This is a genomic window from Vibrio gazogenes, assembly GCF_023920225.1.
GTDB classification, from domain to species: Bacteria; Pseudomonadota; Gammaproteobacteria; order Enterobacterales; family Vibrionaceae; genus Vibrio; species Vibrio gazogenes.
In genome coordinates this window covers 715,929-730,119 of the sequence record NZ_CP092587.1, presented here as the reverse complement: position 1 = coordinate 730,119, position 14,191 = coordinate 715,929, and the positions used below count along the sequence as shown (strand labels likewise).

Below are 14,191 nucleotides of genomic sequence, written 5' to 3'. Positions count from 1 at the left end.
AATGGTTGGATAATAAATAAAGAATGACTTACCCCAATCATGAAAAAGTAAAGTCGATACAAAACCGGAGCTTTGCTCCGGTTTTTTTATGTGTCGGAATCAGTATTTAACACATCATCCAAAGATTGATCGCCCAAATGACGGACATCTTTTCCTTTCACAAAATAGATAATGTATTCACAAATATTCTGACAGCGATCACCGACACGTTCAATCGCCCGAGCCGACCACATCACTTGCAGAATATGCGGGATATTCTTGGTATCTTCCATCATGTAGGTCATCAACTGGCGAATAACCGCTTCGTATTCTGAATCAAGCCGGTCATCGAGTTTATGAACCTGAGCCGCAGCCTCAATATCCATACGTGCAAATGCATCCAGCACTTGATGCAACATGGCAATGGCTTGGCGACACAACGGCTCCAAAGACACCTGAAACCGCTGCTCTTTCGAAGCCGGGCTTTCGATAGCAACGTGAGCCATTTTGGTCGCAACATCACCAATTCGCTCTAAATCAGTGATGGTCTTAATAATAGCAATAATCAAGCGCAAATCTTTCGCGGTCGGTTGTCGCTTGGCAATAATCCGGGTACAGGCATCGTCGATAGAGACCTCCATGGCATTGACTTTGTGATCACCGCGGATCACTTGACGCGCCAGCTCCAGATCTTGCTTATGTAGCGCCTGCATTGCATAGGATAATTGCTGCTCGACCAATCCGCCCATTGTCAGAACATGAGTCCGGATCGCTTCAAGCTCAGCGTTGAACTGTCCGGAAATATGGCGACCAAACTGCATAATGCCTCTCTTCAATTGTATTGTCGTAACAACAGTGGTAACAACAACCGTTTATCCGTAACGTCCCGTAATATAATCTTCGGTCTGTTTTTTCACGGGCGATGTAAAAATAGTATCGGTATCGGCATACTCAACCAATTTCCCCATATGGATGAAGGCCGTATGATCACTGACTCGCGCTGCCTGTTGCATGTTATGCGTGACAATTGCCACCGTATATTTGGTTTTCAGATCATTAATCAGTTCTTCGATCGTCAGGGTCGAAATCGGATCAAGCGCCGATGTCGGTTCATCCAGTAACAGAATTTCCGGTTCAATCGCAATTGCCCGGGCAATCACCAAACGCTGTTGTTGCCCACCGGACAAACCGAATGCATTCTCATGTAAACGATGTTTGACTTCTTCCCACAGCGCCGCTGCCCGCAACGAACGCTCGACAGCATCATCCAATATCCGCGCATTGCGCACGCCCTGTAAACGAAGCCCATAAATCACATTTTCATAGATTGACTTCGGGAACGGATTCGGACGTTGAAACACCATCCCCACTCGCCGGCGCAGCGTTGCAACATCCACGGATGGCGCATAAATGTCCTGACCATGCAGGGCGACTCTCCCTTCGACGCGGCAGCCTTCAACCAAATCATTCATTCGGTTCATACAACGCAATAACGTTGACTTACCACAGCCGGAAGGCCCGATAAACGCAGTCACTTGCCCTTTGGGGATCCGCATTGAAATATGGCTGAGCGCGACTGTTCCCTGATAAAACAGACTGAGATCATCAATCTCAATCGCTGTCTGTTTATCACTGAGGTGATTGACATCAATTGATGGCTGGAACCCAAGCGTATGATTCAGCGGCATCATGATTAATCCTGTCCCATTGTTCTGTATTTCTCCCGCAGATTATTCCGGATACTAATAGCTGTCAGATTTAGCGCAACAATCACAGCTACAAGTAGAAATGATGTCGCAAACACCAGCGGACGAGCCGCTTCAATATTGCTGGTCTGGAAACCGACATCATAAATATGAAAACCCAGATGCATAAATTTTCTTTCTAAATGAATAAATGGAAACTCATTATCGACCGGTAAACGAGATGCCATTTTGACCACCCCGACCAACATTAACGGCGCCACTTCCCCGGCGGCTCTGGCAACAGCCAGAATCAACCCTGTAATCATAGCAGGCGTTGCCATCGGTAAAACCACCCGCCAAATCGTTTCAAATTGAGTCGCTCCCAGAGCCAACGAACCATGGCGTACCGAGAGTGGAATTCGACTTAACCCTTCCTCTGTCGCAACAATCACAACCGGCAACGTAAGAACGGCCAGCGTCAACGCGGACCATAACAGACCGGGAGTGCCAAACGTCGGTGCCGGTAAGCGCTCGGCATAAAAAATCGAATCGATGGCTCCGCCGATGGTATAGACAAAAAAACCAAGTCCGAAAACACCATAGACAATTGAAGGGACACCAGCCAAATTCATGACCGCGACACGGATCAGGTGGGTGAATGCATTGTCACCGGCATATTCATGTAAATAAATCGCAGCAACCACGCCAAGCGGCATCACGATGACAGACATAATAATCACCAGCAAAATGGTGCCGAAAATCGCCGGGAAAACCCCGCCTTCCGAATTCGATTCTCTTGGATTATCGGCAACAAAATGCCATACCTGTTGCGCCCAATGAACCATTTTTTGCGGCAAGGACATATCGTTGGGATACCATATGTTCAAGATCTGGCTGACCGGAATACGAACCTTATCTCCCCGCATATCCACCACCACCAGCGCCTGCATTCTGAGCTGCTCCCGCAGCGTATCCAAGGTCTGAGCAACCGCGGTTAACTGTTGCTCCAGCGCCGATTTTTGCTGTTCATACTGTGCCAGATAAGCGGCATTGATGTGATGGTTCAATTCCCGCTTACGTTTCTCTAGCCGGAGTTTTTCAAGTTGCTGGCTCCAGACCTGCACTTTGTCATGCATCAGGGTTTGAATCTGTTGATGGCGTTGTTCCGCTTCACGCAGTCCGGTTTGCAAAGCAGCATCAATGTTATCCGCCATCACGCCATCAGCAAGCTGATAACCGATTGGTTTGCCAAAAAACTGCCCATCCCGTACCCGATCAATGACAGCCCATCCTCGTGGCTTCGAGGGTTCAGAGAGATGGCGCTTGAGGACCGATATAAAATCTGACGGATAAATATCCCGGTTCGCAATTTTGATATGCAAACGCGTAATTGAGTCCCCTTTTCCCACGGTTTTGGCATTCTCTGATGAGGATAAATGGGAGGCCAATACTTTGTCTTGGTCATAAAGCTGGCCGATCACACGCTCACCTGACGATGTCTGCCATGATAACAACGGTGTCGGCCAGAAATAGGTCAACCCTTTCCAGCCAATCAGTAGCAACAGCCCCAATACGGCAAGTAAACTGAAACTCACCGCACCACCGGTCAACCATATCCACGGAGAGCCGGACTTTATCCAATTCACCATTTAATCCAGTCCTAACATCACAATGCCCGATACTTTTCTCGCAGACGCAATCGAATCCATTCCGCCAGCGCATTCACTAAAAAGGTGAAAACAAACAGCAGCAATGCGCCCAAAAACAACAAGCGATACTGACTACTCCCCACTTCCGCTTCCGGTAATTCCACCGCAATGGTCGCCGCCAGTGTTCGCATTCCTTCAAAAATATTCCAGTCCATAATCGGTGTATTGCCTGTCGCCATTAATACAATCATGGTTTCACCGACTGCGCGTCCGAGCCCCATCATAATTGCTGAAAAAATGCCCGGACTTGCAGTCAGCAATACAACATGAGTCAGGGTCTGCCAAGGCGTCGCACCCAATGCAAGCGATCCGTCAGAAAGATGTTTCGGCACAGAGAAAATCGCATCTTCCGCGATAGTAAAAATGGTCGGAATCACCGCAAATCCCATGGCGATACCAACCACTAACGCATTGCGCTGATTGAAGTCGATACCATATTGCGCCAGAAACACTCGGATATCGCCATCAAATAACCAAGTCTCAAGATGAAAGCCAACGGGCAGCATCAGAACCATGACGCCAGCGAGTACCGGCACCAAAAGCGCAGCGTGCCAACCACGCTGCACCGTACTGCGCCATCGTTCCGGTGAAAAATGCCAAATCAGACCGAACACTATCGTCGATAGCGGCAATAAGATGATCATGACCACTGCTGCGACCAGGTGCCGTTCTAAAATCGGTGCCAGCCACAACCCGGCCAGAAAACCGATAATGACGGTGGGTAATGCTTCCATCAGCTCGATTGTCGGCTTAACCTTGCGTCGCATCTGAGCAGACATGAAATAAGCCGTATAAATCGCCGCTAAAATAGCCATCGGCACAGCAAAGATCATCGCATACAATGCGGCTTTGATGGTGCCAAATGCAATGGGCACCAAACTGAATTTCGGTTCGAAGCTATCTGAAGCCGATGTTGATTGCCAGACATAGTCCGGCTCCGGGTAATTTTCATACCATATTTTCTGCCAAAGCGCCGAAAATGATATCTCCGGATATCCGAGATCAATATGAGCCAGATTTAAGCGCCCCTGATGATAAGCCACCAGATATTTTTCATTTTCAGACAACGCCACACTCTCAGGCATTTGATCAAACAGCTTTTGGCTCAAAACAAGCTTATGATTTGTTGCCTGATAATTGCGCACTTGACCGTCGCGATGTAATGAGAAAAATCCCTGATGATAAATATCCGCCACAATCAAACGGGTCTGCTCACCCGTGTTGAATGCGCGGATCGGCATAAACTGTCTTTTTTGATCGCGGATGACGTCAAACCATTGGGTCACAATCCCCTGTTGGTCACGCACTAACAATGAGTCGCCACCCGGCAATAAAACCATTTGAACAATCGTTCGCTGTGTATCGCCTCGGGTCAGATCAACCACTTCTCTGACTGGATACGCATGACCGTGACGCTGAGCAATCACAAGATGGCCACCTTCGCGGATATATAGCGTATGACCATCCGGTGACAATAATAACGTGTCCGCTGCAACCTGCTCAGGAAAACGAAAAACGCTCACTTGCTCCGAATGCCGCGAAAAAGACAAAACCGTCAGCGTACCATTTTGGGCAGCCAATGCGATGGTCACTTCTTGGGCCGATACAGTAAACGTCAATCGCTGAATACGATCCGGAAGCGCAGAACGAAGAGATGAAGGCAATGGTAACCGTTCAAGATTAGGGACGAAAATCTTCTTTCCCCCACGAAACCGATGGGTGAATTGAGGACGACCAATCACCAGTTGTTTATCGGCACCGAATACTGCAAACCAATGTCCAGCGACCGCGCTCTGCTTTGGTTCGAACCCGAGTTGCTGCTGCCAAACCGGAGACTGCTGTGTTTTTTGAGTCGGCCAGAATGTCATTTTCCCAAAATGATCGAGCATGAAGACATACTGACCATATTCATCAACAGCGAATTGGATCGGAGTCTGACCAGCGGCGGCAACATGAGGATGAACGGGAGACATTTTGATTTCAGCGCTGGAAAACAGGGGAAATGCCACCCAAATCAGATACACAAAAATTAAGATCAACGCTCCAAGCACACTGACGCCACCAGCACGGACGGTCAAACGAATCAGCCGATCTTTAACAAGACGCTTTTTATCCGCTGCTTTAAGAGAAAACTGAGGGTATGACATGTTTGTCCTAACGAATCTGACCGATATACCAATGACACAAACAGAGAATAACACCCGTCCTTAGACTGCAACAGACTCACGAGGCCCTAGGCTTTGATATCTCCGACCCATAAGCATATGTCAATGACGTGACATTTATATTACAACAAGCGCTAAACAAGTGACACATGAGCTTGATTTTATGCTTGATTCATCAGCCTTTTTTCCGGTGTATTCCCCTCGTCCAGATGAACAAAATGCCTAGTCTGCTCCACGAATCAGCAGATGTCTTATATACTTTGAAATAAAAATGTAACACAAAACACCTAACTTTCTTTTTTATTACTGATAGTTATATTTGCTTTGTATGAGGTGTACGCCATATACAAAGCCATAATCTCACTGACGATTGTTTCACAGCGAATTCGTTGCTATGACTAATTCTCTGTCGCTGAATGGATCGCCCTGAGTTACATGAAAGGTCTGATTGTATGAGTGTTGAGAAGTTATATATTGAAAAAGAATTAAGCTGGTTGTCGTTTAATGAACGGGTTCTTCAAGAAGCTGCGGATAAGTCAGTGCCACTCATTGAACGGATACGTTTTCTGGGAATTTTTTCTAATAATTTAGATGAGTTTTACAAAGTCCGTTTTGCCGATGTAAAACGGCGGATCCTGATTGACCGAGAACATGGCGGCAACAGTTCCTACAAACACCTCCTCTCGAAAATGCAAAGTAAGGCGCTCAAACTCAACCTAGAATTCGAAGAACTGTATAACGATCTGATCAAGGAGATGGCACGGCGGAGAATCTTTTTAGTCAATGAAACCCAGTTGGACGAATTTCAGGAGCGATGGGTCAGAAAATATTTTAAAAGTGAAGTTATTCAGCACATTACGCCTTGGCTACTCAATGAAGAAGCCGACATGCTGCAATTTCTTAAAGATGAATATGCTTACATTGCAGTCGAACTGAACACCGATGAACATTCTCACTATGCGCTGATTGAAATTCCGACCAATCATCTGCCTCGGTTTATCATGGTACCGGAGCAAAAAGGTAAGCAACGTAAAACAATTATGCTGCTGGATAATATTATCCGTTACTGTCTCGATGATATTTTCAGAGGGTTCTTCGAGTATGATCAACTCAATGGTTACGCCATCAAGATGACCCGGGATGCCGAATATGATCTTAGCCATGAGGTGGAACACAGTCTGCTGGAACAGATGTCGGAAGGTCTCAGTCAGCGTTTAACGGCCATGCCGGTACGCTTTGTCTACGAAAGTGCCATGCCGAAAGAGATGTTACATTTTCTGTGCGATAAGCTCAAAATTTCCAATTATGATAGCCTGCTCCCCGGTGGCCGATATCATAACTTCAGAGATTTCATTTCATTTCCGAATGTCGGGCGGAACTACCTGGAAAATAAGCCGATGCCACCGATCAAATGTTCTGACTTTCTCGGTTTCGACAACAGTTTTGATGCGATTAAAGCGCAAGATATTCTGCTATATTACCCTTATCACACTTTCGAACATATTTCCGAACTGGTCAGGCAAGCCTCATTTGATCCCAAAGTTCTGAGTATCAAAATCAATATTTATCGTGTCGCCAAAGACTCCAAGTTGATGCATTCCCTGATCCATGCCGTGATGAATGGTAAACAAGTGACCGTGGTGGTTGAACTACAAGCCCGCTTTGATGAAGAGGCGAATATCGAATGGTCCAGAATCCTGACTGAAGCCGGTGTGCACGTCATTTTTGGTGTCCCGGGGCTCAAGATCCATTCAAAACTACTTTTGATCAGTCGTAAAGAGGAAGAAGATATCATCCGCTACGCACACATCGGAACCGGTAACTTCCATGAAAAAACGGCTCGGATTTATACCGACTTTTCATTGCTAACCGCTGATCCGGAAATCACCAATGAAGTCCGCAGTGTATTTGACTATATCGAAAATCCATATCGGCCGGTAAAATTCCGCCACCTGATTGTATCGCCCCGGAATTCCCGCTCTCGTCTCAATGAATTGTTGGACAATGAAATCGCCAATGCCAAAGCGAATAAGAAAGCCGCCATTACCTTGAAAGTGAATAATCTGGTTGATCGCGAGTTAACGAACAAACTTTATGAAGCCAGTTCAGCGGGGGTTCAGATCAAAATGGTCATCCGTGGCATGTGTTCTCTGGTTCCGGGCATAGAAGGGATCAGCGACAACATCCAGATCATTAGTATCGTAGACCGATTTCTGGAGCATCCTCGCGTCATCATTACCCACAATGACGGAGATCCGCAGGTGTATATTTCTTCTGCAGACTGGATGACGCGCAACATCGATCACCGGATTGAAGTCGCTACGCCAATTCGTGACAAGCGCCTGAAAAAACGCATTATTGACCTCATCAACATTCACTTTACCGATACGGTTAAAGCTCGCTGGATAGACAAAGAGATGAGTAACCGATATGTTAACCGTGGTAACCGTAAGAAAATACGTTCCCAGATAGCGATTTATGACTATCTGAAAAATGTCGAAAGACAAACACGCAAGCAAAAGGCAACAGAAGTAAAATCCCATGAAAGCACCCAGTGAGCCCCGACATATCGCTGCAATTGATTTAGGTTCCAATAGTTTCCACATGGTGGTCGCACAAGTTATCGATCAGGATCTTCAGTTGATCAGCCGCCATAAACAACGTGTCCGGCTGGCATCAGGGCTCGATAACACTAAAAAACTCAATGACGAAGCGATGACCCGTGGGCTGGATTGCCTTGCGATGTTTGCTGAACGTATTCAGGGATTCGCACCGGAAAATGTCCGCATTGCGGCAACCCATACCTTACGCCAAGCAGCAAATGCTCAGAAATTCATTGAATGTGCTCGCACTATTCTGCCCTACCCGATAGAGATCATTCCGGGTATGGAAGAAGGCCGACTCATTTATCTGGGAGTGGCTCATACCCAACCGCAATCAGACTCAATGCTCGTCGTTGATATTGGCGGGGGAAGTACCGAAATGGTGATTGGTCAGGGATTTGAAGCACAACTGGTCAACAGTCTCCAAATGGGCTGTGTCAGTTACAATCAGCGTTTTTTCCCCCAAGGCAAACTTTCCAAAAAACGGTTTGCCCAAGCATTCGTTGCCGCACAGCAAAAGCTGGAATCCGTCGCTCGACAATATCGTAAAAAAGGCTGGCAAAGTGCGTTCGGAGCGTCTGGTACCATCAAAGCAGTCCGGGAAGTGTTGATCGGCATTGGCTATGACGATGGCATTATCACCATCGAGCGATTGGAGACACTGATCGACAAACTCTGTGAAAAAAACCAGATTGAAGAATTGGATCTCAAGGGCCTCAGTGACGAAAGAAAACCGGTATTTGCCGCAGGCGTTGCGATTCTGTATGCCATTTTAAAAGATCTGAATATCAAAGAGATGCATTTTTCACAAGGCGCCCTCAGAGAAGGGTTACTGTATGAAATGGAAGAACGCTTTAAATGTTCGGATATTCGCTTGAGAACGACCGAGAGTCTCGCTCAGAAACATCGAGTCGATCTGGAACATGCCGCAAAAATAAAAGGATTGGCTCGGCAGTTTTTTGATCAAATCCATCACGGAGCCAAGATATCGCCTCAGCAACATGAACTGGTCGATTTGCTGGAATGGAGTGCTCTGTTACACGAGGTCGGTCTTAGCATCAGCCTGCAAGGGTATCACCGCCATTCGGAGTATATTCTTCGCTACACCAATATGCCGGGATTTAACAGCGAGCAGCAATTGGTCCTCTCTACATTGGCCCGTTTTCAGAGAAAAGCATTAAAGCTCAACGAAATGCCGGACTTCACGCTCTACAAGAAAAAACAGATCATCCAACTGATCCGCATTCTCAGGCTGGCGATAGTTCTTAACGGACAAAGAAGTGATGAATTACTACCGGAGATATGTCTGACAGCAGAGGACAACGTTTGGACACTTTCCAGCCATGATGTCGAATGGTTAGAAAACAACAAACTGCTTCATGCCGATCTACTCAGCGAGCAGCAATACTGGGAAAATATCGGTTGGACATTAATCTTCTAACCATTGATTTTTAAATATTAAACACAACAACGTCATGGGTGAAAGGTGAAAGGTGAAAGGTGAAAGGTGAAAGGCGATGATGTTGTCACCTCACCGTCTTTTGCATCTCAATTTAATCCGACTTTCGCCAGTTCTTGTCTGGCGATTTGTGGCGATACCGGGACATAGCCATCTTTCGCAACCAGCGCCTGTCCCTCCCGGGAAAAGATAAAACGAATGAATGCTTCCTCAACCGGTGAGAGTGACCGCTCCGGATTTTTATTGATATAAATATAGAGATAGCGTGATAACGGATAGTCTCCGGACAAAATATGATCCCGGTTAGGGAAAATATAATTTGTTCCCTCGCGGGATATCGGAACCAACCGAACCCCGGAAACCGAATAACCAATACCAGAATAACCGATGGCATTCATCGAGGACGCAACCGACTGCACCACAGAAGCAGAGCCGGGCTGTTCGTTCACTCTCGGGCTGAAATCACCGCCACACAGCGCATGATTTTTAAAATAACCGTAAGTCCCAGACACTGAATTACGCCCGAATAACTGAATTGTACGCAGCGCCCAACGCGCTTTGATGCCGAGCTGAGACCAGCTTGTCAGATGCTGAGTTTCCCCACATCGTAGTGTTGTAGAAAACATCGCATCGATTTGCTGAAAACTGAGTCCCTTAATCGGGTTATCCTGCCGGACGAAAATCCCAATGGCATCAATCGCCACGCGCAGAACCGTCGGTTTATAGCCATACGTCTGTTCAAACGCCCCGACCTCCCGGTGCCGCATTACCCGACTCATCGGACCCAATTGAGCAGTCCCTTGTATCAATGCCGGTGGTGCCGTTGAAGAGCCGGAAGCCTGCACTTGAATATTAATATTCGGATAGTAAGACTGGAAGGCTTCCACCCACAAAGACATGACACCCGCCAGCGTATCGGACCCGACCGACAAGAGGCTGCCGGAGACACCAAGCTGTTTCTGGTACTCGGGCAACGACTCAGACAGTGTTGCCGCTTGCAGCGACCAACCACTCCACCAACACACCAGAAAGCCCCATAACCAGCGCTTGACTCGGCTCATGATTGCACAACCAGACGTTTGGGTAATACAAAAGAAAACCGACTGCCGACACCGACTTCACTGTGAATATCAAGATGTGAGTCATGATGAGAAAGGGCGTGTTTCACGATTGCCAGCCCAAGCCCACTACCACCGGTATCGCGGGAACGCGCTTTATCGACCCGGTAAAAGCGCTCCGTCAGACGGTGTAGGTGCTGCGGTGCGATGCCTTCCCCTGAATCTTCAACTTCCAGACATGCCCCCTGATAACTGGCATACCAGCGCACATGGATATCTGCCTTGGGAGGCGTATATTTCACCGCATTATAAACAAGATTAGAGACTGCGCTTCTGAGCTGATCGTCATCGCCCAACACTTTCAGGGTTTGATCCACTTCAAAATGCAATTGATGTTGATTGTCACCACTGAGGCTCATGGCTTCTTTCTCCAGCACCTTGAGCATTGCAGGAATATCCACCACTTCATCCAATTCATGCATTGGCGCCGCTTCGATCTTCGATAAAGTCAGTAACTGATTCACCAGACTATTCATCCGACTGAGTTGCTCAGTCATGACCTGATGCGCCTTCTCCCACATCGGGCCGCCGAGCATATCCGGATCTTCAGTCATCTCCAGATATCCCTGTAAAACCGTCATTGGCGTCCGTAATTCATGAGAGACGTTGGCGAAGAAGTTTCTCCGCATGCCTTCCAACTGCTTCAACTGGGTCACATCACGCACCACCAGCAAGTGTTCACCTTTGGTGTAAGGCACAATCCGCAGTTCCAGCATGCGATCGACATTCAGCGGTGAATGAATTTCCAATGGTTCGGTAAAATCATTCTTTTCGAGGTATTTAATAAAATCGGGCGCCCGCAAAAGGTTAGATATCGGCTGACCTTCATCTTCGGGCCAACGAAACCCCAACAGGTTCTGAGCGAGTCGATTACACCAAACGATATTGCCTTCATCGCGGAAGACCACCACACCATCGGGCAACGATTCCGCACCGTTACGGAAACGTCGGATCAGATTTGCCAGCTCTTTGCGTTTTTTACGCTGATGCTGTTGAAGATGGTAGATACCGTTAAAGAGATATTCCCATTGTCCTTTGCCAGATGGCGGCCCTAAACGGCGCTCATCCCACAGCCAGGCAGAAAGACGGACTTGATTGCCCAGATGCCAGAGGAGTTGAATGACTGTCGCGATCAACAACAGCCAAGGCATGTAGCCAAAGATCCAGCCGACCAGTACCCAAGGACAGTAAAAAAAAGCCAGCCCCCAAGCCAGCCTTTTCCATGTTAGACGTTCGACCATCTCACTCCTCTACGATGCTTCAACCAAGCCATCAACATCAGTTATGCTTTCGTTGAAAAACGATATCCGGCACCACGGACCGTCTGAACTAATTTATCGTGTTCGGCATCTTCCAGTGCTTTTCTCAAGCGACGAATATGCACATCCACAGTCCGGTCTTCGACATAAACATTCGTACCCCAGACATTATTCAGTAACTGTTCACGACTATAGACCCGTTCTTGATGCGTCATAAAGAAATGCAGCAACTTAAACTCTGTCGGCCCCATGTCCAGCGCTTTATCATTGGCTGTCACCCGGTGTGAAACCGGATCAAGTTTGAGCCCCTGAACATCAATGACATCTTCCAACGCTGTCGGCGTCACACGTCGAATCACAGCTTTGAGTCGGGCGACCAGCTCTTTCGGAGAAAAAGGTTTAGTAATGTAATCATCAGCACCGACTTCAAGTCCGCGCACTTTATCTTCTTCTTCTCCGCGAGCCGTCAACATCACGACCGGAATATTGCGGGTTAACTCATCTCGTTTCATGTGTTTGATAAAATTAATGCCACTTCCTCCGGGAAGCATCCAATCAAGTAAAACAAGATCAGGGAAAGGTTCTGCCAGTTTGTTAATGGCGGTCTCATAGTCTTCAGCTTCAACCGCCTGATAACCTTTTTGTTCAAGTACAAAACACAACATTTCCCGAATGGGTGCTTCGTCCTCAACCACAAGAATCCTTCTGGACATATCCGATTAGCCTTTGTTTTTCTATCAACGCTTTGCATTATTAAAAATAATTATGACACTTTTGTGACCTTTGAAAACAAATTTTCACATAACGTTCGTCGCAAATTCACAGATAAATGCTTTCGCAGATAAGCCCTTTGGCGCAACAGCCTGAACTATCGATGTTTATCGCATCGATTCCTACTGTCATGGCGGGGTTTCAACAGCATTAAGGAAGTTAACCGGCTCCAGAGATTGCAAATCGGCTGAGACATTTATTTGCTTTTAGCCTATGATATTCGCCCTTGATTATGGGACAAGAGAGACTTTATGTGGTTTAAAAACTGTATGGTTTATCGTGTAAATAGCGATATCCACTTCAATGCCGATCAACTAGAAAAACAACTTCATGAATTCCGCTTTACACCATGCGGCAGTCAGGATAAGCAGAAATTCGGCTGGACAAGTGTGATGGGAAAAGATGGGGATATGCTGACCCATCTTTCTGAAGACCGCATCCTCGTATGTGCCAGAAAAGAAGAAAAACTCTTGCCGGCATCGGTGATTCAAGACTCTCTTGCGAGTAAAGTAGAAACGCTTGAGGCGGAAGAAGGCCGCCCCATTAAAAAGAAAGAAAAAGATACGCTCAAAGAGGATATCATCATTGATCTACTCCCGCGTGCGTTTAGCAAAAGCCAATATACCTATTTGCTCATCTTGCCTTCACTAGGGTTAATCGTGGTCGATGCGGGAAGTTATAAAAAAGCAGAAGAAGTCATTTCACTGCTACGTAAAACCATGGGCAGCCTGCCTGTTATTCCGGCGATCCCTCAAAATGCGGTCGAAACCACGCTCACCGAATGGGTTCAAAGCGGCCAGTTACCGACAGGTTTTCAACTGCAAGACGAAGCTGAGCTAAAATCTTTACTGGAAGATGGTGCCGTCGTACGTTGTAAAAAACAGGATCTGACCAGTGACGAAATTATGAGTCACATCACTGCCAACAAAGTGGTAACCAAGCTGGCGCTAAGCTGGCAGGAGCGAATCACATTTGTACTGGCCGACGATGCGAGCCTGAAAAGAGTACAATACAGCGATGAGCTGAAAGATCACAACGAAGATATTCCCCGTGAAGATCGTGCCGCTCGCTTCGATGCCGATTTCTCGTTGATGTGCGGTGAACTCAGTGCTTTTCTGCCGAACCTGTTTGAAGCATTAGGTGGCTTACCCGAATCCGAGTAACACAGACTTCATTCACATGAAATGATTAAAAAGCCAGCCGTCGGTAAATCCTGCTGCTGGCTTTTGTGTTTTCCAACCTGAACAAGTGTGACCATGTCGCACCGCTTTTGATGACCGCACTGTTTATCGTCTCCCTTTCATTCTCTCAATGAGCCGCCATAATCCATCGCTAAATCCATCCGAAACAAAGCTAGGATCACAACCTGTTTTGACGTAAAATTCGCCCCCTCCGGTACCATCAGGTGGTATCGGCCTGACTTGTGATCAGATTTGGAATAGA

General features: G+C 47.0%; 10 protein-coding genes. 3 read left to right on the top strand and 7 right to left on the bottom strand.

Going from position 1 to position 14,191, the window contains the following annotated elements:
- Nucleotides 1-86 precede the first annotated feature (86 nt).
- Genes phoU through MKS89_RS03340 form a run of 4 tightly spaced genes read right to left on the bottom strand, consistent with a single transcriptional unit; the run spans nt 87 to nt 5,520 of the window.
- Complete coding sequence (phoU, locus tag MKS89_RS03355) at nt 87-800, bottom strand: phosphate signaling complex protein PhoU (protein WP_072962713.1); 714 nt, start codon at nt 798-800, stop codon at nt 87-89.
- 51 nt (nt 801-851) lie between these two features.
- Complete coding sequence (pstB, locus tag MKS89_RS03350) at nt 852-1,670, bottom strand: phosphate ABC transporter ATP-binding protein PstB (RefSeq protein ID WP_072962716.1); 819 nt, start codon at nt 1,668-1,670, stop codon at nt 852-854.
- A 2-nt stretch (nt 1,671-1,672) separates the two neighbouring features.
- Complete coding sequence (gene pstA, locus MKS89_RS03345; protein WP_072962719.1) at nt 1,673-3,313, bottom strand: phosphate ABC transporter permease PstA; 1,641 nt, start codon at nt 3,311-3,313, stop codon at nt 1,673-1,675.
- Between the two features lie 17 nt (nt 3,314-3,330).
- Nucleotides 3,331-5,520, bottom strand: a complete 2,190-nt coding sequence (locus tag MKS89_RS03340; RefSeq protein WP_072962721.1) for an ABC transporter permease subunit — start codon at nt 5,518-5,520, stop codon at nt 3,331-3,333.
- A 470-nt stretch (nt 5,521-5,990) separates the two neighbouring features.
- On the opposite strand from MKS89_RS03340, the gene ppk1 reads away from it, so the two are divergent.
- Complete coding sequence (ppk1, locus tag MKS89_RS03335) at nt 5,991-8,096, top strand: polyphosphate kinase 1 (RefSeq protein ID WP_072962724.1); 2,106 nt, start codon at nt 5,991-5,993, stop codon at nt 8,094-8,096.
- On the top strand, nt 8,080-9,582 hold the full coding sequence (gene ppx / locus MKS89_RS03330; protein WP_072962726.1) for an exopolyphosphatase: 1,503 nt from the start codon (nt 8,080-8,082) through the stop codon (nt 9,580-9,582). The genes ppk1 and ppx overlap by 17 nt, the downstream gene beginning before the upstream one ends.
- Before the next feature lie 107 nt (nt 9,583-9,689).
- On the opposite strand, the gene MKS89_RS03325 is transcribed toward ppx, so the two are convergent.
- From MKS89_RS03325 to phoB, 3 genes are read right to left on the bottom strand one after another with little or no spacing between them, the layout of a single operon-like run.
- Complete coding sequence (locus tag MKS89_RS03325; RefSeq protein ID WP_072962730.1) at nt 9,690-10,661, bottom strand: PstS family phosphate ABC transporter substrate-binding protein; 972 nt, start codon at nt 10,659-10,661, stop codon at nt 9,690-9,692.
- A complete protein-coding gene (phoR, locus tag MKS89_RS03320; protein ID WP_021020743.1) occupies nt 10,658-11,959 on the bottom strand; it encodes a phosphate regulon sensor histidine kinase PhoR in 1,302 nt (433 codons plus the stop codon). The genes MKS89_RS03325 and phoR overlap by 4 nt, the downstream gene beginning before the upstream one ends.
- 41 nt (nt 11,960-12,000) lie before the next feature.
- The gene (phoB, locus tag MKS89_RS03315) at nt 12,001-12,690 is read right to left on the bottom strand and encodes a phosphate regulon transcriptional regulator PhoB (RefSeq protein ID WP_072962733.1); all 690 of its coding nucleotides are present in this window, start codon (nt 12,688-12,690) and stop codon (nt 12,001-12,003) included.
- A 309-nt stretch (nt 12,691-12,999) separates the two neighbouring features.
- Between phoB and rdgC the strand changes: the two genes are divergently transcribed.
- Complete coding sequence (gene rdgC, locus MKS89_RS03310) at nt 13,000-13,911, top strand: recombination-associated protein RdgC (RefSeq protein WP_072962736.1); 912 nt, start codon at nt 13,000-13,002, stop codon at nt 13,909-13,911.
- Nucleotides 13,912-14,191: the final 280 nt, after the last annotated feature.

Coding starts and splice junctions, on each gene's coding strand:
- MKS89_RS03325 (WP_072962730.1), bottom strand. CDS start 10,661: ATGAGCCGAGTCAAGCGCTGGTTATGGGGCTTTCTGGTGTGTTGGTGG.
- MKS89_RS03340 (WP_072962721.1), bottom strand. CDS start 5,520: ATGTCATACCCTCAGTTTTCTCTTAAAGCAGCGGATAAAAAGCGTCTT.
- phoU (WP_072962713.1), bottom strand. CDS start 800: ATGCAGTTTGGTCGCCATATTTCCGGACAGTTCAACGCTGAGCTTGAA.
- phoR (WP_021020743.1), bottom strand. CDS start 11,959: ATGGTCGAACGTCTAACATGGAAAAGGCTGGCTTGGGGGCTGGCTTTT.
- ppk1 (WP_072962724.1), top strand. CDS start 5,991: ATGAGTGTTGAGAAGTTATATATTGAAAAAGAATTAAGCTGGTTGTCG.
- phoB (WP_072962733.1), bottom strand. CDS start 12,690: ATGTCCAGAAGGATTCTTGTGGTTGAGGACGAAGCACCCATTCGGGAA.
- ppx (WP_072962726.1), top strand. CDS start 8,080: ATGAAAGCACCCAGTGAGCCCCGACATATCGCTGCAATTGATTTAGGT.
- rdgC (WP_072962736.1), top strand. CDS start 13,000: ATGTGGTTTAAAAACTGTATGGTTTATCGTGTAAATAGCGATATCCAC.
- pstB (WP_072962716.1), bottom strand. CDS start 1,670: ATGATGCCGCTGAATCATACGCTTGGGTTCCAGCCATCAATTGATGTC.
- pstA (WP_072962719.1), bottom strand. CDS start 3,313: ATGGTGAATTGGATAAAGTCCGGCTCTCCGTGGATATGGTTGACCGGT.